This window comes from Hymenobacter sp. GOD-10R (assembly GCF_035609205.1).
Taxonomy (GTDB): Bacteria; Bacteroidota; Bacteroidia; order Cytophagales; family Hymenobacteraceae; genus Hymenobacter.
Map to the genome: position 1 here is coordinate 6,410,014 of NZ_CP141184.1, position 20,299 is coordinate 6,430,312.

Consider the following 20,299-nt stretch of genomic DNA (forward strand, 5'->3'; position numbering starts at 1 on the left):
CGAAGCAAAAGAGCTGCTTAGCTTGCGTCTTCCTTCGTTAGCCGACCCAACACGACACATTTCCTTCAGTAATAGCTTATAGTACACAGGTATAAATCACTTTTTCACTTTCAATTCACTGCTAGTAAGAAGCTAAGCTAGAGTTAGAAGCTCCCCTCCTTTTTTAAGGAGGGGTTGGAGGTGGTTAGACTACAACTAGAAATCTAAAGCTAGCTAGTCGTTCAACGATCTTAACCACCCCGCCCTCCGGGTACCCCTCCTTGAAAAAAGGAGGGGAACTAGCTACATAGCTCTAGCTTTACTCCATGTTATGACTTGCGCTGACCTTGTGGGGCGGGTTTCACTTTTTGGATTTCTACTGCGCTGTTCAGGAATTCTTCGATGTTGCTGTAGCCGTCTTTGTCGCGGTCTTTGGTAGCGTCGGTGGCGTCTTTGGGATTGAGGCCGTGCTTCTTCTCCCACTCGTCGGGCATGCCGTCTTTGTCGGTGTCCGTGTAGGGCTTGCCTTGGTAAGTGGGATAGCCACCTACTTGCTGCGGATCGGTGATAATACCTTGCTTGTAAGAATCTTCCGGCAAGCGACGTTTGATATAAGGGCTCTTGGCGTAGGGCTTGGCATCCTTGGCGTAGGTGATTTTGCCGGTGCGCACATCCTCCACAATGCGGGCGTCAACAGCGTCACGCTTGGGTAGGGTGGCGCCTGCGTTGGCTAGCACGTACTGGTAGGCCTCTTGCGCCGGAATGACCGTTACGTTCGGCATGGGCAAGGGCTTGTCGGTGCGGATACCGGCCAGGATTTTCTCCGGCTCAGCCACATCTTCGAGCTGCACGCCGCCGGCCCAGTTATCCTTGGTAACCTTCTCGTTGCCTTCCACGATGTTACCGGCCACGTAGGCTTTGCCGAACACACCTTTCAACTCCTTATCGCGACTACTTTCGGGCTTGAGGATGCGGTAGCTGATGGGTTTATCCATCGGCGTGATGGGGCCAGGCTTGTAGTAGTTGTTCACGAAGTTGTACTCCGACTTGTTGTCGCCGCCGTCGGCCGAACGGTTCCACCAGTTGAACACCACGTTGTTCGCAAAGCCGAAGTCACCGTACATACCCACCGAGGGGTTGCGGGCAATGTTGTTGGCCCACAGGTTTCGCATGAAGGTGCTGTTTAGCCCTCCGATGGTGCTGCCGAAGGCATGGTTGTAGTAGTCGAGCGCCTCCGAGAAGATGGAGTTCTGAATGGTTACGTTCACCGTCGGTAGCTTGTCGGCCTTACCGGTTTCGGGGTTGTGGTACACGTGCCGGTACATCGACATGTTCTCATCCAAGCCCCATGAAGCCGATACGTGGTCGATCATAATGTTGCCCACGGGGTTGCCGCCCAAGGCATCATCACGCCGGCCCACTTCAGTAGCCCCGCGGCGGAAACGCAGGTAGCGCACCACCACATCGTGGGTATTGATCCAGACCGACTCGTTGGCCACGCACACCCCGTCGCCGGGCGCCGTTTGGCCGGCAATGGTGATATAAGGCGCCCGAATGATAATGGGGCTTTTTAGCTTGATGATACCCGCCACGTTGAACACCACGATGCGGGCGCCACCTTGTTCGCAGGCTTCGCGCAAGCTACCAGGGCCGCTGTCGGCGAGGGTCGTCACGACGTACACCTTGCCGCCCCGACCACCGAATGAGTGGGCACCGCCACCTTCAGCCCCCGGAAAAGCAAGCAGCTCTGACTGCGGCAGGTCGGATGGTTTCGCTGCCCAAGGAATGAACGGCTTACCCGCTTTGGCTTCCTTTTCCACGATTGGCAGCGCCTTCGCCCACATCTCGTCCGAATGCTTCTCGGCTTCGGCTAGGTAAGCTTCGGCTTTGGCTTCCACATCAGGCGGAATAGTGGGGTACTGGGCCCACGCAGGCCGTGTTGCACCGGCAGCCAGGAGAAGAGTCAAGAAAGCTAGGTTCTTATTCATGGGACTTCGGAGGAATCAACTATCGTATTGCTGGATCTTAGGAGAGGCTAGTAACCAGGATTTTGCATAAACTCGCCTTTGTTCGTCACCGCGTCGATGTCACTCTGCGGAATGGGGCGCAGCAAGTGAAAGTCCTTGATGTCGTTCTTGGCGTCGGGGTTGTAGTTGCGCACGCGCTCTAGCAGCTTGCCAGTACGCTTGAGGTCGAGCCAGCGCACTTGCTCACCGGCTAGCTCTCGCGCCCGCTCGTCGAGGACGAAGTCGAGATTCATCTGGGCAGCAGTGACCTGCATGGCTGCCGTGCGGCCGGGTAGGGCGGCGCGGGTGCGCACCAAGTTCACGTAGTAAGCAGCCGAGTCGGCTTTACCAAGGCGCACTTGGGCTTCCGCTCCTATCAGGGCAATGTCACCAACACGCAGGATGAATACATCGCGGGAGCTTTGCGTTTCCGTGGCAGAAGCACGGGTTGGGTCATCGAACTTCCGCAAAGAAGGGTAGTGGAACCGATCTTTGGGTGTACCGTCGGCGTTGTAGATATCGTCGATATCGTAGGTGCGGAAGCGGAAACGCGTGGTGTACTGCTGCTGAAAGTTCGGGATGCTGCGCTTGGTAGTCAGCACGGCCGTGTCGCCCACGGCGAATTTGGGCTGGTTCAGCAACGGAGCCAGGGCTGCGTTCTGGCCTACTTCGGCCTGCGACCATTTTGGAATAGTAGCGCTGTTGTTGGCTAGCCACGCCTGCTTAAAGGAAGCAGCATAGCGACTATCGTTCTGCTCATTATACAGGTTTAGCAGGAAGCGCGTGGGCATGTAGCGCACGTTGGCGAAGCCGTTAGCCACGTCGCGCGTCATGCCGGGCAACGTGTTGTACTCCATCAAAAAGAAGGTGTGACCTAGGTTGCTGCCCGCGTTGAAGGTCAGGTTGGTGGAGTAGTTCACCGCCCACAGCACCTCCGTATTGCGCTGGTTATTTATATTCCAGAGGTCAGCGTAGTTGGTAAGCAGGCGAATGCCTTGGCCAGTGTAGCCAGTGGTTACCTTGCGGGCGTAGTTAGCAGCGCGCTGGTATTGGCCACGGGTGAGGTACACCTTGGCCGCAAAGGCCTCGGCGGCGGGCCGGGTAATGCGGCCGTAGTCACTTGCGGTAGCGGGAGCAGGGTAAGCCGATAGCGTCACGGGGAGGTTCACCAGTGAGAACTCTAAGTCGCTTAGCACCTGCGTATACACGTCGTCAACGGAGGCGCGGGTGGCGGTGGTTACCACGCCTTCAGTAGGCTCCAGCTGGAGCGGAACTGGCCCAAAGCTTTCTACTAGCAGGTAGTAGTACCAGGCACGCATGAAGCGTACTTCAGCTTCCGCCGACGGCCGGCGAGCCGACGTCACGTTAGCCGTGCCGATGTACTTCATGGTCTGGTTGCAGAGGTTGATGCCGGCGTAGCACTGTTGCCACAGGTTGTTCTTCACCCACACGTTATCGGCATTCAGGCCTTGGTAGGTCATCAGCGACGGCTGGGGCGTTACGCCGTTGGTGGAAGTGGCGCCGTTACTAGCAGCGCTGGTCCAGATATCGGTGCCCATTTCCAGCAAGGCGTAGCCGGATTCCTTACCGTAGATAGTGCGGTTGTAGGTATAGGTACCGTTGACGGCCGTTTCTATCCCCTCGGGGGTGGTGAACACGGCCTCAGCCGTTGCCCCACTTGGGTTATACTCTTCCAGCTGTTTTTCGCAAGCTGTGGTGGCTAGGCCAAGCAGCGCGAGAGTCAGGAGACGAATGTTCTTGTTCATGGCTGACTGTCGAATTAAAAGCCCACGTTCAGCCCGATTACATAGGCACGGTTCAGCGGCCGATCAATAACGCCCTCGCCCTCAGGATCGAAGTCTTTGATATCGCTGAGTGTGTAGAGGTTGCGGCCCGATATATACACCCGCACGTTGTCGATTTTAGCCTTCCCGACAACCGACTTTGGAATGGTATACCCTAGGGTCACGTTGCGCACTTTGCCAAACGAAGCTTGGCGCTCGGTGAGGGTAGTCACGTAGCTCAGCGAGCGAGTAGCGTGGGGGCGCGGATACTCGTTGGTGGGGTTTTCGGGGGTCCAGTAATCGACGCGGGCGCCGTTGTTCACGCCGCTACGGGTGTACTTGGCGTAGTAGTCGGAGCTGATCCACTGGCCCACGCGGGCTACCAGTAGCACATTCAAGTCGAAGCCTTTGTAGCGGAGGTCGTTGCTGAGGCCGCCGGTCCAGGCCGGCACCCGCGAGCCAATCACCTTACGGTCGACGGAGGTGATTTTACCGTCGGGCACGCCATCAGGGCCGGAGATATCAGCCACCTTCAGGTCGCCGGGAATGGCGCTGAACTGAGCTGCTGCGGCTTCTTCACCTAGCTGCCAGATGCCAGTTTTCACGTAGTCGTAGTAGATCTGGGCCGGCTGCCCCTGAATCAGGGAGTTGCGGTAGTCGTCGGCAATCACGTTGCCGTTGGGCAGCTCTACAATGGTTTCCTTATTGCGGGCAAAAGTGGCTGTAGTCGACCACGTGAAGCTTTTGCCGTTGAGGTTCTGCGAGGTCAACGATACCTCGATGCCCTTGTTGCGGGTGCGGCCGATGTTGCGGTTTACGGTTGTTACGCCCGTCAACAATGGCAGCGTATAAGGGAAAATCAGGTCCTTCGTTTTGGCATCGTAGTAATCTACCGTGCCCGTAATGCGGTTGTCAAAGAACCCGAAGTCTACCCCAAAATCGGTGGTGTAAGTTTTCTCCCAACCTAGGTTAGGGTTGCCGATAGTAGGCGAGATGGTGTAAGTGGGAGCAGCGTTAGCGTCGCCGTAAGAGAAAGACGTATTGGTCAGCGAGTTTTGCGTTCCGTAGGCGTTAATTACATCGTTGCCCGACAAGCCGTACGAACCGCGCAGCTTCAGCTCCGTGATGAGCTTCAGGCTTTGCATGAACGGCTCGTCGATTAGGCGCCAGCCGAGACCCAATGAAGGAAAGTTAGCCCACTTATGGCCTGACGCAAGCTTCGACGAGCCATCGGCGCGGTTAGTCACCGAGAGTAGGTAGCGGCCTTTGAAGCTGTAGTTGATGCGCCCCGTGAACGAAATCAGCTTGTTTTCCGCGAAGCCGCTACCATAGAAAGGGTTCTGGTTGGCCGAACCTAGGTTGTAGAATGATTGCGAAGGCAGAACCTGGTTGTTGCCGCCGGCAAAGCTACTTGTGTTGGTAAACGACAGATAGCTACCCACTCCCGTGAAGGTGAACGAATGTTGACCTACGTCCTTCTTGTAAGTCAGTACGTTTTCCCAACTCAGGTTGCGGTTTTGGTTGTTCGTGATAGAGGCCTGCGAGTTAGCTCCGCGTCCGTCGATGGTATTACGACCGTAAAAGCTGCCGGCTTCCGAGGTGGCATAGTTGGCCGCAAAGGTTGAGCGCAGGCTCAGCCCATCCAGCGGTGTTATCTCCACGTAAGCGGCGGCGGTGATGCGGTTAGTTTTGGTGTTGCGCTGGTAGGCACCGGGCTGCTCATCGGCCAGCGGGTTTACCTGCGTGCCGCCCAGCGGAAAGATGATCATGTTGCCCTCATCGTCGTAGGGCCGGCCGAGCGGCGCAATCTGCGAAGCGATGTTGAACGGGTCGCGGCGGATGTCGTTGTTGATGTACGCAAGCTGGGTTTGCACACCCACCTTCAGCCACTTATTCACGATCTGGTCGACGTTAGCACGCGTGGTGTAACGCTTAAAACGGTCGAGCTTCAGCAAGCCTTTCTCATCATAATAGCCGAGCGAAAAGTACACTTTGGTGTTCTCGGAGCCGCCGGAAAGACCTATCTGGTAGTTCTGCTGCATACCCTTGTGCAGCAGCTGGTTGGGCCAGTTCACATACTCACCGTTTTCGATGGCAGCTAGCTGGTTGGGGTTAAATACTTTGGAGTCATCGTCGGGGCTGTTCCAGGTACCAGCCGCGCGGAAGGCTTCGCGGCGGAAAGCCACGTACTCGGGGCCGCTCATGAACTCGCCGTAGCCGGCCACCTTCGTGATGCCGGAGTAGGCGTTGAAGGAAATCTTGGGCTTGCCGGCGCTGCCGCGCTTGGTGGTGATGATAATAACGCCATTGGCGCCGCGCGAACCATAAATGGCGGTGGAGGAGGCATCTTTCAATACCTCAATGCTTTGCACGTCGTTGGGGTCGATGTCGGCGGCATTCACGCCCTGCACCCCATCCACAATGTAGAGCACGTTGTTGGAAGCGCTCGGGTTGGCGATGGAGCGGTTGCCCCGAATCCGGATAGACGCTCCCTGACCGGCATAACCGTTGGCACGGGTGATATCGGCGCCCGGAATTTTACCCTGAAGCGCCTCCGTCACGGTTGTTACCGGCAGCTTAGTTACTTCTTCACCTTTCACGGAAGATACCGAGCCGGTCAGGTCGCGTTTTTTCACGGTTCCGTAGCCAATTACGACTACGTCATCGAGCGCCGCAGCCTCTTGCGAGAGCCGAATTTCCAACCGCGTCTGGTCAGGTCTTACGGGCAGTTCCTGACTCTTATAGCCTAGGTAGGAAATAGTAAGGGTGACTTCGCTTTTATCAGGCACTTGAATGGTAAAGCGCCCCTCGCTATCGGTTGAGTTACCGTTTGTTGTGCCTTTCACCACTATTGTTACGCCAGGAAGCGCTTCTCCTTTGTCGCTGCTCACCACTTGGCCGGTAAGAGTGCGTGTCTGGGCCTGCGTTGCCCCCACGAGCAGCAACAAGACCGACAACAACAGGAGAATTCGTTTCATAGCTTGGAGAGGCAAATGGGAATTGTAGAGGCGGCGTTCGGAGGTAAGCTAGGCTTCTGCCGAGTGTTATTGAGCCAACTCGGCTTGCTCAACGGGTTGGGCGCTTTCGGCTAGCTCCACGGCACCGCAGAAGTGCACTTCCAGACCTAGCTCGGCCATAGCCGCTGCTTTGATGCGGCAGGCACGCTGGGCGCTGGCTTCGTCGGCGGCGTACACAACTTGGATATGGTTGGCTTTGTGGCGGGCCATCATCTGGTCGCGACTCACCCCTTTTAGCGTAGCATTCATGATGGGCCATTGGGGCGTGGTTTCCTGCCAGCGACGCTGGGTTTCGGCTTCCGGCAAGGCTACGGCCTCGCCCACCCCTAGGTCGCAGTGCAGCTTGCCGTCCATCACATACACGCGGCTCCACACGATAGCGCCGGGTCGGCTCACGCCTTTCAAGCTGCCACCGCCTAGGCGGAAGTACATGGGAGGCTGCCGCTCGCTACTAGCACCTTGATAGCCACCCACAAAGTGAGCTGGCGGAGCCGCACCCGAAATCAGGAACACCCATACAAAATCATCTATACCATCGCCGGTGAAGTGCTGCCCCCAACGCAGGTCGTGCAGCGTAGTTTCGCCCGGCAGACCTAGCTTTTGCCAGAGGTGGTAGGTGAGCAGGGCATCGAGACCGGCGCACTCATCTACTTCATTGAAGTGCGGAAGCGCCTGCCCAGCGTACAGTTCCTCCCCGGCTTCTGAGAAGACAGGTGGTCGATCTTGGTTGTTCAACAACCCTTCTACTAGGTCGCTGGCAGGCGTTAAGTCTTTTAAGCCTTGTTGGTACTGAATACCGATGGTAGCGCACCCAAACGTATCGGCGAGGCGGACGGCGGCAATGTACATCTTGCACTGCTCCAAGGTCTGCGCCTCGGTTAGCTCCGTGGCATCGTCGGTGCCCCAGTTGAAGGTCATGCCTTTGGCGAGCAGCCAATCGAGTACCTGGCGAGCTTCCGCGTCGGTTACGGTACGCATGGTAGCGTAGAGCGTCGATTGGCTCAGGCGCTCCTTGAACAGGCCGGTAGGGTGCAACAGCTCATCGGGGATGATGGCGTTGTACATGCCCATACAGCCTTCATCAAACACGCCCATGATGGCTTTGTCTTGCTTGAGCTTGCGGGCGAAGTCGCGACCTAGCTGCTCTTCTTCAGCGGGTAGCTCCGTCGAAGCTAGGTCAAGTACATGACTTTCATCTTGCGTGATGGTGCCGGTAGTTAGCCACTCGCCTAGGCCTTGCTCAAAGAAAGAATCGGTAAAGTCCTCGCTCCAGAGGCTGCTGTAGGTTACACCGGCTTTAGTTAGGGAACCATTAAGGTTCAGCATGCCGACGAGGCCGGGCCACTGACCGCTCCAGTTGGCCACCGTCAAAATGGGGCCTTGGTGCGTGGTGAGGCCAGCTAGCACGTGGTGGGTGTACTGCCACACACTTTCGGCTACGATGAGTGGCTGTTGCGGATCGATGGTACGGAATACCTCCATGCCCATCTTCTGCGAATCGATGAAGCCATGCTGCTTTGCCGCGTCGTAAGGGTGAGCCCGCTTTACCGACCAGCCTTGTTTCTCCAAGGCGAGCGTGAGCAAGCGTTCCATATCAGCTTGCGCGGCCCAGCAATCTTGGTTTGCAGCAAGTCGCAGGTCGCCACTTGCCACCAATAAAACTTCTTTTTTCGCAGTGGCCTCCATTGTCAGCACAGGGATAGTAAGTAATTCGATTTAGGAGAATAACATTCTATTCTCTAAGCCTAGCTTATTTAAGCCTCAGAGAAACAGCATCGTTATCTGCGCTCTTATTTGCAAAAACACAAGTCTGATTTATTATCAAATTCCTGTGAAAGCAGAAGAAGCGTTTTGCAGCACCCAAAATTCTCGGGGCAAAAAGCTAGATAACCTGGTATGCAAATATGATTGTTACTTAATCAGAGCTCTTACTAGTTATTATCTACTTACTATAGGATGTTACCATTCCCTACTTAAGCGCATAAACTGGAGCATTTTTCTAGTGCTCTTCGCTATAAACACGGCCCAGCCGACACTTACCAGCTATAAGGAGCAGACCTAGCTTTTTCGGTTGCTAACCTTCCCTGCTACTCGCTTTGCTTCTCGCACAGACTGCCACCTTTCCATGACTGAACACGCCATAAAAACCAACCATACGCTACTTAATATCAAGTATTTATCTTTAAAATACATACAGCTAAGTATACTGTAAGGGACTAAGTTTCCTTTGCTAAAAAGGCCCTGCAGAGTAAGAACGCCATTGCCTAGAGTGCGATATAGTAGAACTGCCGGGATTCTTGGTGCAGCCTAAAACGTTTGCGGGTGGCAATTACCGTTACAAGTAAGAATTAGGCGGATGAAATAGGAAGTATTCGCTATAAAGTTGCTTCCTACTCTCGCACTTGCTACTATTTTCGTCAGCGAAGTCTATTCTGAGAGATTAAGATGAGCAGTACTCTACAGGAGAGTGAGCTTGGATAGAATCTGCTACTTGGGGTATCTTACGCAAACCTTACAGTAAATTTCTTGTCTGAGAATTCTGTCGGAGAAGGCGCTATTGCTGCCACACCGCGTTTCGCTTCATAAGATAAGATCCTAGAGTAAGGCCGTCGGATGGCCTACCGCACAGGCAAAAAGCTCCGCTAGAACTATTCTTCCGGAAACGTTTGCTTGACTAATAACAAGTACCAGTAGCACTTAGCACGGTTCACCGGTAGCCCACGTACCCGGCCCCGTACTGTCGCTCGTCGGCAGCCATCAATAAGCGTCTTCCTCGTTACCATTTGCTTTCATTTTTCATTCCCACTCTTCCTAGCTATGAAAGCCCACTTTCACAAAGTCCCCGTCAATACCCAGAATTCATTCAGCATTCGTCACGACCGGCAGGCTAATTTTGGCACCACCTGGCACTATCATCCCGAGTTGGAATTACATTATGTAATTCAGGGGGAAGGTGTGCGATTAGTTGGTGATAATATCAGCAACTTTTCTTCGGGTGAAATTATTCTACTCGGTGAAAATCTTCCACACACGTGGCGCTGCAAAGAAGAATATTTTCAGCAAAATCCAGATTTAGCAGTTGAAGCAATTGTAATTCAATTTCTGCCTGATTGCCTAGGGCGCTATTTATTGGGTTTGCCAGAAGCGTATCTTATCCCGAAATTATTTGAGCGCGCCAAGAATGGTTTAATGGTAAGCGGCGCAGCCAAAGAAAAGCTTATTCCGCTGATGTACGCTGCGGTAGAAGCCACTAACCTCGACCGAATTATTATTCTGCTTTCTATTCTTAAAATTCTGGCAGAAACCGACGAGGTAGATACCATCGCCACGAAGTACCACGCGTTTGCCCAGTCGAACGAGTCCGACACAGTGCGCATCAACAAGGTGTGTAGCTACACCCTCACCAATTACAAAAAAGAAATCACGCTTGAAGAAATTGCTTCGATCAGCAACCTCAGCGTGACTTCCTTCTGTCGCTATTTCAAGCTCATTACCAAGAAAACGTATTACGACTTTCTAATCGAAATCCGCATCAGCCACGCTTGCCGCCTGCTTATTGAAGACAAGCTGCCTACCGAAGTGCTTTGCTTCGATTGCGGGTTCAACAATGTGTCGAACTTCTACCGTCATTTCAAGAAGATCACCAAGATGACGCCCTTGGAGTACAAGCGTAAGTACTTGCACCACAATTACAAAGAACTAGTAGCAGCCTAGCTCAGCTACTAGCTGGCACTGCCCACGAAATAAAGAGCCTGGACCATCGTTCCTGTACGTCCGCTGGATTCTTACTTCGTAGGCAGTGCCAGCTGATGCTGTCATAGCACGGCTAGCACCTAGCTTACACGGCGTATTCTAGCGACTTGCGCAAGTTGGTGTACTCGCTGTAGAGGTTCTCGACGTTTCTTTTCACTGCGCTGGAAAAGTTGCCCACTTTCCGACGCGTGAACGTCGAAATATCGATGCCGCGCTGGTTCAGGGAGTACTTGGCAACGATGGGGTACACATTGTGCATCACATTCATGTTGCGTACAAAAAACTTCTGCACCTCGTTGACCTCTTCAGCGCGGGAGGCATCGTCATAATGCTCGCACAGCCAGGAAATTAGCTCGGGGTAGAAGTTTCCCTGAATGCACGACAAGCCCGCAGAACCCGCCTTCAGTGAGTCAACAGCGTGTACCATGTATGCGTCATACAGGCCGAAGTTATGTCCTTGTACGGCAGCTAGCTTTTGCTCTACCTGTTTGATATCGAGGCAAGTATCTTTGTGATAAATCACTCGACCCGTTTCAACGAACTGCTTCAACTGCTCGGAGGATAAGAGGCGCTTATACGGCTCAGGGCATTCGTAGAAGCCGAGCGGAATGCCGGGCGTCAGGTCGATTAGCTGAAATACTTGCTCGTTGAAGTACTCGTCAGACTGCTCCTCAGCTGCGAGCAAGCCCGTGATGGCAATGACAGCTTCGGTACCCGCCTCGTACACTTGCTTCACAAAATCAGCTTGCTGCGCAATGGGTCCGCCGAAGGTGCCAGTAGCCACGACGGGCACGGCGCCATCCACTACTTTCACCACGTGCTTAATGGTTTGCAGCCGTTCTTCGGGCGTCAGCTCAAACATCTCGCTGGACAGGCAATTGGCAAACAATCCCGCCGCTCCCGACGCTAAGTACAACTCAGTCAGTTTAGTTAAGGCTTTATAGTCTACTTGCCCATCGTTTTGAAAAGGCATGAGCATGACCGGGACAAATCCTTTACGTGATTTTTCCATTATTATTGCGAGTCAGAAATTACGAGGTTGAGGGGAAGGTCCTAGGTTAGTGGACGGATTGTTTGACCGGCTCGGTAGTGCTATACACGGCCGTGCCTTTGCGGAATTTGGTTAGAAGAAGACCGATTAAGAAAATCGTGAGGGTACCCACCACGATGATCATGCTTTTGTGCAGCGTGTTGCGCAGGCCGGCATACTCATCGGGCAAGCTGTTGGAAAACGTCATCCAGATAATGACGAAGATGCCGATAATCGTTGCTGTAAGGGCCTCGTGGCTCGATGTGCGGCGGCTGATGACGCCGAGCAGGAACAAGCCCAGCATACCGGCGGCAAATATTCCCGAAAGCTCCCACCAGATATCGAGTACGCTTTTCACGCCAATCATGGCAATGCCGGTGCCCATGCCCAACAGACCAAACAGAACCGTAGCTAGGTGCAACAGCAGCAGGGTTTGACGACCCGTCATTTGGGGTTTGAAGTAGCGCTGGTAGATGTCGACGGTAAATACGGTGGCCGAAGCATTCATGCCCGAGCTAATGGTGCTCATGGCCGCCGACAGAATGGCCGACACAATCAGGCCCACGAAGCCTACTGGTATTTTCGTGACCATGAAGTGCGGCATCACTTTGTCGCCGTAGTCGGCGGGCGACAGGTGCGCGGCGGCAGCAGCAATTTGGGCGGTGGTGGCGGTGGCAGGCAGATTGGTAGCCGCCACTTGCAGCTTCACGGCCTGAATGAACTCGGGGTGCACCTGGTAGTAAGCAAACAAGCTAGCTCCTATGACAAAAAAGAGCAGCGAAGCCGGCAAGTACAGCCACACGCACAGCCAAATGGACTTGGCGGCTTGCTGCGGCGAAGCGGCCGTATGATAACGCTGCACATAATTCTGATCGACGCCGAAATTATTCAGGTTGATAAAGAACCCGTATAAAAACACAACCCAGAAAGTAGACTGCGTAAAATCAGGCGCAAAACCACCTAGGCTGAATTTATCATTTGCTTGCCCGATCTGAACAACTTTCGCTATTCCGCCCGGCATGTCATGAATAATTAACCCAATAATTAATAATGCCCCGATGGTTTTAATTACTCCTTGTACAACTTCCGTCCAAATAACAGCTTCAATACCACCGAGCACCGTATAAATAATAATACAGACGCCGGTAATAAGCATGATCATCTCCATCGAAAAGCCCGTCAGTGCTTGGAGCGTGAGGGCAATGCCATAGAAAATAGAGCCGATTCGAGCTAGCTGGGTCAGGAGAAAACAGATGACTGCGTAGGTCCGCGCCCAAGGGCCAAAACGGTGCTCTAGGTGCGTGTAAGCCGATATTTCACCCGTGCTACGGTAAAACGGAACAAAGTACTTGGCTGCTATCCACGCGGCAAAGGGCATGGATATACTGAATACGAAGGCATTCCAGTTGGCACCAAAGGCTTTTCCCGGAACACCTAAAAAGGTATTGCTGCTCAGAAATGTCGCGTAAATAGATAACCCAATTGCCCAGCCCGGAATAGAACCGGATGCGCGGGAATATTGGTCAGCATCATCATTTTTTCGGGAAAAATAAATTCCCACGCCAATCATGGCGACTAAATACAAACCAATAATTACTAAGTCAGGGATGCGCAGATTGTTCATGCAAAGGCTATTTTTTGAAATATAGCTTATCTCGCTCTATAACTTAGGCTATTTGTACCGATTACAAATTTATCATTGTAGGCTGCTTCGTCCGTGTACCATTTTCTCTATCTATTGTAGCATATTAGCTTTGACGGGTTGGACGTGCCAACCCAACCCTGAAGATGCCCGACTATTATCGTTGCGGTCGTCTTCCGGTCCGACGGCCTAGGCGTCCGGCCGGTTGTCGGCAGAACAACTCATCAGAACGATAGTCGTGCACCTAGCTCTTGCAAGCGTCCGCAGACGACGATTGGTCGGACGCCTAGGGCGTCGAACCGGTGAACAACACGATTCTTATTGCACGTCCAGTCCCGATACGCTTAGGCCGGCGGCGTCGGTGGCGGTTAGCTTCACGCGGTAGCTACCGGCGTTGATCATGCTGCCGGTGGAGCTGGTTAGGTAGTTCCACTTGCCGGTTTTGGAGGGCACTAGCTCTACGGGTTCCTCTTTGATGAGCGTGCCGTCGGCGTAGGCCACGGTGAGTTTGCCGGTGAGCGTTTTGGTGAGTGGATTGGCGTAACGGAAGGTGAGCGAATACGTGTCGGCCACGCCTACGATAAATGTCCATTCTAGGGCACCGCCACTGGGCTCTTTGAAGGTGATACTCTCCTTGGTATTGACGGTTTCCTTCACCATGCCGGGGCCTGATACACGGGCGGTTTCGGGTTTGTAACCGGTTGTGGGTTTCAGGTCATACGCCGGCTCAATGGTCGAAGCACGGTTGACAGCTACGCTGTACATCAGCGGTTTACCCTTGGCTGTTACTCCGTTAGGACCTAGCACCACGGTTGTACCGGCGGGGAAACGCTTCCGGTACACGTGGAAAGAATGCCCACCGGCCATGTCATTCGCCAGTGTCGTTTTGGTGTCTTCGTAGTCTTTCAACCAAGCGGGCTTGGCAGTTATCTGCACGTCCAAACCCACATACACATCCGCTTCCGCCGTCACCTCGAAGCTAGCATACGACTGGCTGGAAGTTGACGCCTCTTTCGGCGTGCGCAACCACTCGGCGCCGTAGAGGCCGGAAGGCAACGCACTGAAGGTGGTTTGGTCGCCAGCGTAGGCCTGGTCGCCCGTATCCAGCCACGTTTGCGCCGACCACTGGCTAGCAGTGGCTTTATCAGTAACGTTCAAGTTCTTAATAACAGCTTGAGATCTAGGTATCACGGTAGCTTTCGCATCGGTGGACGCAATAGCTAGGGCGGAAATCAACGCTTGTCCAGAAGCGACATGTGGAAAGGAAATGACGAGCTGACCGCCGGTTACGCGTGCTTTCACGGTCTTCTTCAGGGCTTGATCGTGGCCGGCTTCCTTCCAGATATCTAGGTCGTGGAGCACCGTTTCGTTGTTGATGGCTACGTCGAACAAGCGCCAGCCGGTGCAGTCGAGGCCACCGCCGGTACCTAGCCACGGCTCGGTGAAATAGAGTTCCACGAGGTAGTCGCCATCGGGCACCGGAAAGCTGTAGCGCAGCTTGTCGCGGCCATAGCGGAAGTCTTGGAACAAGGTCCAATCGGTGGTGCCCTGAATGGGGTCGTGGGTGCGGCGCTGGCTGGCAAAGAAGGGCGATAGACCAGGAAAGTCGTTCGTCCACGACTCGGAGCCCCAGGCAGTTGCGTCGGTGTGCGGCTGGTCGGCGAGCCAAGTGTTGCCGCTCTTATCCGTGTACGCAGGGCCGCCGCAGTTCACGCGGTAGAGGTAGTTATAGCTAGGTTGCGGGGCCATAATCGGCTTCGCGCCGGCTAGGAACTGGTCGAAGTGCGGCGCCTGGGGCAAGTGGTGCAGCACGATGTAGTCTTTGGCCACGGCTTTGCCCTGCATGTAGCCTATGGCATACAGCACATTGTACTTAATATCAACGTTATCCCATTGGAAATGCGTACCGATACCGCCGCGTGTTTTGCGACCTAGGGAAGCACTGTTCACGTCATTAAACAGCTCCACTTCGTCGCAGTTGGAGTACACCGTGATGCTGTCTTTCTTGCCGGGCGTGAGCCAACGGTCGGGCCAGGTGTGAGAGGCGATGTACACCATCGGCTCGGTGGCCTTGGGCGCGTAGTTGGCCCGAAACATATAGAATGCATCGGTCGGCTCCTCCCAGGGCGTAAGCAGGCCTTTGTAGTTCACGGGGCCGATGCGGTCTAGCTCCCGCTGCCCTTCGCCGCCCTGCACCCGGCCGGGGTTATCGTGGGAGGTGAAGATCCAGAAGAATTGCCCGGCCGTTTTGTCCTTCACTGATTCCGCCAAGCGCACTTTCGTCTCCATGATCTGCGTCATGCGGTCTTCGCTGAAGGGGCCGTTGTTGAGAATCGGCGGTCCTTTGGAGTGCAAATCGAGGGTGCGCCAGGCGCCGTATTCGCCAATTAGTACTTGGCGCTGCACATCGGCGGCGTAGGTAGCGGGGTCGCCGCCGTAGGTGCCGGTCCAGTTTTGGGGCACGTCCCAGTCGGTGCCTTTGCCGCCGTTGCAGGTCGTGACTTTGCGCTGACTCGAAGCGGTGGGGTCTAGCTGCCGAATGAGGGCAGTGCACTCCTTGGCGAAGTCTTCGGGCAGGGTGCTCTCGTTTTCCAGACCCCAGAGCACAACGGAAGGACTATTGCGCCGCTCCTTGATCCAGTCGACAAGCAGAGCTTTGAAGTTGACGCGAAACGCGGGCGTGTCGTACCAGACGTGGGCGGCGAGCTGCGGCCACCACAGCAGCCCTAGGGTATCCCAGTTCGCTTGGTAGCGCAAGTTGTGGGGTTGGTGGGCATCACGGAAAGCGTTGAAGCCGAGTGCTTTCATCTGCTGCACTCGCGTGCGAATCTGGGCGGCGCTGAAGGCATGGCTTTGCCCTAGCAAGTGCTCGTACTCGGCGATACCATTGATAAACACGGGCTTACCATTAAGCAAGAAGGCTTTCTGGTTGGCAGCGGCCTTCCCAATCGGCCAGCTGATCCAGCGAATACCGTAGGAGGTACTGAGTTCGTCCACCGGTTTACCTTTCTCCACTACCCGCGTCACGAGGCGGTACAAGTACGGGTCTTCCAGCGACCATAGATGAGGCTGATTGAGCTTCGGGAACTGCTGCTTGATCGTGGCGACGGTACCCGGCCGAAGCTGCTGCTTAGTTTTTACCTCCGCTATCCTAGCTCCTTTCTTGTCAAGCAATTGGCTCAGCACCGTAATGGTCTTCGTCTTGCTTTCATAGTTCTTCACCTCCGTGGTCAGATACAGCTGCGCCGACTTTTCCGACACCGTCGAGTCACTCCAGATGTGCACGCCAAACGGCTCCACCCGCACTGGACTCGTCACGACGAGCTGCACCGGCCGGAAGATGCCCATCGGCTGCGAGCCTTCCGAAAAGCCCCGTTCCTCGGAGCAGCCCCCGCATACCCACGGCAAATCCTGAATACCAGCTGGGTGGTCGGCGCGCACGGCCAGCAAGTTAGGTTTACCATCGAGGTTGATAACGGGCGTTACGTCCAGTGTGAACGTGGTGCGGCCGCCCGCGTGAAAACCTACCTTTTGGCCGTTCACCCACACCGTGGCATAGGAGCCCACACCTTCGAAAAAGAGGAAGTAGCGTTGCCCGCTTTTCTCAGGCTTCACCGTGAAGGTTTTGCGGTACCACGCGTAGCCGTGGCGGTTGCCGTGGCGCAGCCGGCGGTAGCCTTCGTAAGCGTCCCAGTTGTGCGGCACAGCCACAGTTTTCCAGTCTTTGTCCGAAAAGCTAGGTTGCTCGAAGCCGTTGAATGCTTGCGGATTTTTGTCATCAGCGACGGTGTGCCAGTCGGTATCAAGCGGAATGGTGACGCGCAGGTTAGCCTGCGACCTAGCTTCGACAATGGTCAGGAGAAACAGGAAAAGCAGCGTAAGTCGTCGCATAATCAGAATATTCATAGCACGATGTAGCGCGAAACTCCCGCTTCGCGCCGCGTTGAAGTCGTCCACCGGTCGGACGCCCTAGGCGTCCGACCGGTCGTCGTTGCTGATGCCTGCACAGGTTAGGCATAGGATGGTCATTCTACTAATTTGTTCTGGCAGCTCGTTCAACGACAACCGGTCGGACGCCTAGGGCGTCGGACCAGCAGACGCGAGTCGTTCAACGAGGCGCGAAGCGGGAGCTTCGCGCTACATCACTTCTAGATTTCCATTCAACCGATACGTTTTGCCCTTCTGCGTTGCTAGACTCACCTCCTTAGTGCCGTAGCGCACAGCACAGTTGCCACCGGCTTTCGACAGAATTTCAACTTGTTGCAGCTTGCCTAGCTGCCACTTCATGGTTACTTCGAAACCGCCGCGAGCGCAGAGGCCGCGAATCTCACCGTTGGGTAGCGCGGTAGGTAGCGCGGGTAATAACTCTAGGTAGCCCGCTTGGCTTTGCACCAGCATTTCGGCCAGGCCGGCCGCGCCGCCAAAGTTGCCGTCGATCTGGAAAGGCGGGTGCGCGTCGAACATATTGTGGTACACGCCGCCCCGCTCGCTGCCGGTGCCAGTTTCGGCGGGCGAAAGCAAGTTCTTCGCAATGAGCAGGGTATGGTCGCCGTCTTTGAACCTAGCCCAGAGGTTTACTTTCCACGCTAGGCTCCAGCCGGTGCCCTCGTCGCCGCGGTAGAGCAACGACTGCCGGGCGGCCTTTAGCACATCGGGCGTGGCCCAGGTAATATCGGTGCCGGGAAACACGCCCCACAGGTGCGACACGTGCCGATGGGTGTCGGTGGGGTCATCTTTGTCTTCCAGCCACTCTTGTAGCTGCCCGTGTTTGCCGATTTGATTTGGGGCTAGCTGGCGAGATTTTTCTTCCAGCGTTTTTCGGAAGTCGGCATCAACACCGAGAGCTTGTGCGGCGGCACTGCAATTCTTGAACAGCTCCCGAATAATCTGGTGGTCCATGGCGGGGCCGGCCACTAGACCACCGTGCTCCGGTGAGTTGGAGGGCGTGCTGATGAGCCAGCCGGTTTTGGGGTCCTTCACCAGGAAATTCACGAAGAAGCTAGCGGCCTCCTTCATCACCGTGTATTGCTGGCGCAGAAACTCCTTGTCTTGGGTGAACTGGTAATGCTCCCAGATGTGCTGGGTCAGCCAGGCCGCGCCAGTCACCCAGATACCGTGGTTGGAGGCGTTGATGGGCGCCGTGCCCCGCCATAGGTCGGTGTTGTGGTGGAGCACCCAGCCGGGCGCGTTGTAGTGGGCTTTCGCAGTGCCTTTACCCGCTTCGGCTGCTTCATCGATCAACCGAAATAACGGCTCGGTGCAGGCCGAGAGGTTTAGCACCTCCGCTGGCCAGTAGTTCATCTGTAAGTTGATATTGGTGGTGTACTTACTGCCCCACGAAGGCGTAAGCGACTCGTTCCAAACACCTTGCAGGTTCGCTGCCTGTGCTCCCGGCCGCGAACAGGAAATCAGCAGGTAGCGCCCATACTGCATGTACAACGCCAGCAGCGCCGGGTCAGCAGTCGGATTGAATTGCCGAATGCGCTCATCGGTGGGCAAGTTCTCGTTAGGGCTGTGCCCTAGGTCGACGGCGAAGTTTTTGAAGTAGCCTTGGTACTCCCGTACGTGTTCGGCTTTCAGCGCTTCGTACTTCTTGCCTTTGCTGAGAGCTAGGGCTTGAGCAGCTAGCTTCTCCGGCTCGGCCGATACGTCTTTGTAGTTCTTGAAACTGGTAGCCGCCGTCAGCGTAAACGTGGCTTCGTCGGCGTTTTCGACCTTGATCTGGTCATTGGTCACCGTCACTTTCCCGCGCTTGGCTTCTACCCGCAGGTAGCTCACGCCACGCAGGACGCCATCTTTCACCTGCACCGACAGAGCTAGGGTGTGGTCATCCACTTGGCGAGTAGTCATCTGCTTATGCAGACTTTTCAGCGCAGCAGCTAGGTTGATAGCGCCCTTTCTATCAGCCGCCAAGTGCCAGACAAGCGCTTGCCGTGGCGCACTGGCGAAGTACTCGCGGGTGTAGTTGACGCCGTTGTTGGTATACGAAACCCGCGTAATGGCCTCGTTCAAGTCTAGCTCCCGGTGGTAGTTGGTCGGCGTACCGGCCTGCGGGAATTGCAAATACACGTCGCCAAAAGGCTGGTAGCTAGCTTCGTAAGAAGGAAACAGCGGCGGATTATCATCCTGAATCCAGTACTGCCAGTTGGGGTCAAGCGGCACGTTGGTTTCGGGGCTGCCGCCTTCAGGATACACCACGAACACCGGCTGCTTTTCCTTTACCCCGATCAAGCCTCCCTTGTCGTAAAAGTTCAGCACCTTGATTACCAGCTGGTTCTTACCCGCGTGCAGCGCCGCGGCCGGAATGATATAGCGCCGCTTTTTGCTGATACCTTCATCGGTACCGATTTGCGTGCCGTTCACGTAGGTATAGTCCACGTCGCGAATGCGACCTAGGGCTACCGTCAAGTTCTTACCGGCCCACGCTTGCGGCACGTCGAAAGAGGTTTTGAACCACACGGCGCCATCAAGACCTTCTAAACCAACACTCTCCCAACCGTTTAACGCCGGAACAGCTACGTTCTGCCAGGTATGGCCGGGCGCTAGGGCTGCGGTTACATTCATGGCGCCCACTTTTTGTAGCCATGCCGCTTTTTGCGCGTCGTACTCGCCTTCGTGGTCCTTTACCCCCATGAAGTGCTGCTCGGCTAGTGCTTCAGCCTCAGCTTGTTTGCCCTCCGCCAACAGTTGGCGAATGGGACCTAGATATTGGGCGGCGCCTTCGCGGTAGTACGTGCGCGGTCGACCCGTCCAAAGCGTTGCTTCGTTGAACTGAATATGGTCTTCCGTCACGCCGCCAAACACCATCCCGCCTAGCTTGCCATTGCCGATGGGCAAGGCATCGGTCCACTTCTCAGCGGGCTGGTTGTACTGAAGCTTTAGTTGCTGCTGTTGCTGCGCCTCACTGGTGCTTAGGGTTAAGCTTAATAGTCCGGTGATGCTGAGGACGAAGCGCAGGTTTATCATACTATCTATAGTTGTCATGCTGAGCTTGCCGAAGCATCTCTACCGCTTCGTTGCCCGGTGTAGAGACACATACTTGTGTCTCAATCGTTGCTGATGGTATTTAGACCGTATTGTTCTAATGC

The 20,299-nt window shown here is 55.0% G+C and carries 9 protein-coding genes; 1 reads left to right on the top strand and 8 read right to left on the bottom strand.

Annotation, left to right across the window (positions count from 1 at the left end):
• Positions 1-308: 308 nt before the first annotated feature.
• The 4 genes from SD425_RS25420 to SD425_RS25435 all read right to left on the bottom strand — a co-directional run bounded on the left by SD425_RS25420 (position 309) and on the right by SD425_RS25435 (position 8,379).
• Positions 309-1,967 (bottom strand): polysaccharide lyase, encoded by a 1,659-nt coding sequence (locus SD425_RS25420; protein WP_324673619.1) that lies wholly within the window; start codon positions 1,965-1,967, stop codon positions 309-311.
• Positions 1,968-2,014: 47 nt separating this feature from the next.
• A complete protein-coding gene (locus SD425_RS25425) occupies positions 2,015-3,751 on the bottom strand; it encodes a RagB/SusD family nutrient uptake outer membrane protein (protein ID WP_324673621.1) in 1,737 nt (578 codons plus the stop codon).
• A 14-nt stretch (positions 3,752-3,765) separates the two neighbouring features.
• Entirely contained in the window at positions 3,766-6,747 is a 2,982-nt protein-coding gene (locus SD425_RS25430) for a TonB-dependent receptor (RefSeq protein ID WP_324673623.1), read from the bottom strand.
• 66 nt (positions 6,748-6,813) lie between these two features.
• Positions 6,814-8,379, bottom strand: coding sequence for a fucose isomerase (locus tag SD425_RS25435; protein WP_324673624.1), 1,566 nt, complete (start codon positions 8,377-8,379; stop codon positions 6,814-6,816).
• 1,224 nt (positions 8,380-9,603) lie between these two features.
• On the opposite strand from SD425_RS25435, the gene SD425_RS25440 reads away from it, so the two are divergent.
• A complete protein-coding gene (locus SD425_RS25440; RefSeq protein ID WP_324673626.1) occupies positions 9,604-10,500 on the top strand; it encodes an AraC family transcriptional regulator in 897 nt (298 codons plus the stop codon).
• A 124-nt stretch (positions 10,501-10,624) separates the two neighbouring features.
• On the opposite strand, the gene SD425_RS25445 is transcribed toward SD425_RS25440, so the two are convergent.
• From SD425_RS25445 to SD425_RS25460, 4 genes are all read right to left on the bottom strand, one after another.
• The gene (locus tag SD425_RS25445) at positions 10,625-11,512 is read right to left on the bottom strand and encodes a dihydrodipicolinate synthase family protein (protein ID WP_324673630.1); all 888 of its coding nucleotides are present in this window, start codon (positions 11,510-11,512) and stop codon (positions 10,625-10,627) included.
• An 85-nt stretch (positions 11,513-11,597) separates the two neighbouring features.
• Entirely contained in the window at positions 11,598-13,193 is a 1,596-nt protein-coding gene (locus SD425_RS25450; RefSeq protein ID WP_324673632.1) for a sodium:solute symporter, read from the bottom strand.
• Between the two features lie 336 nt (positions 13,194-13,529).
• Positions 13,530-17,117 carry a malectin domain-containing carbohydrate-binding protein gene (locus SD425_RS25455; RefSeq protein WP_324673634.1) on the bottom strand — a complete coding sequence of 1,196 codons (3,588 nt, stop codon included), beginning with the start codon at positions 17,115-17,117 and terminating at the stop codon, positions 13,530-13,532.
• Positions 17,118-17,348: 231 nt separating this feature from the next.
• Positions 17,349-20,177 carry a glycosyl hydrolase family 95 catalytic domain-containing protein gene (locus SD425_RS25460; RefSeq protein WP_324673636.1) on the bottom strand — a complete coding sequence of 943 codons (2,829 nt, stop codon included), beginning with the start codon at positions 20,175-20,177 and terminating at the stop codon, positions 17,349-17,351.
• Between the last annotated feature and the right edge of the window lie 122 nt (positions 20,178-20,299).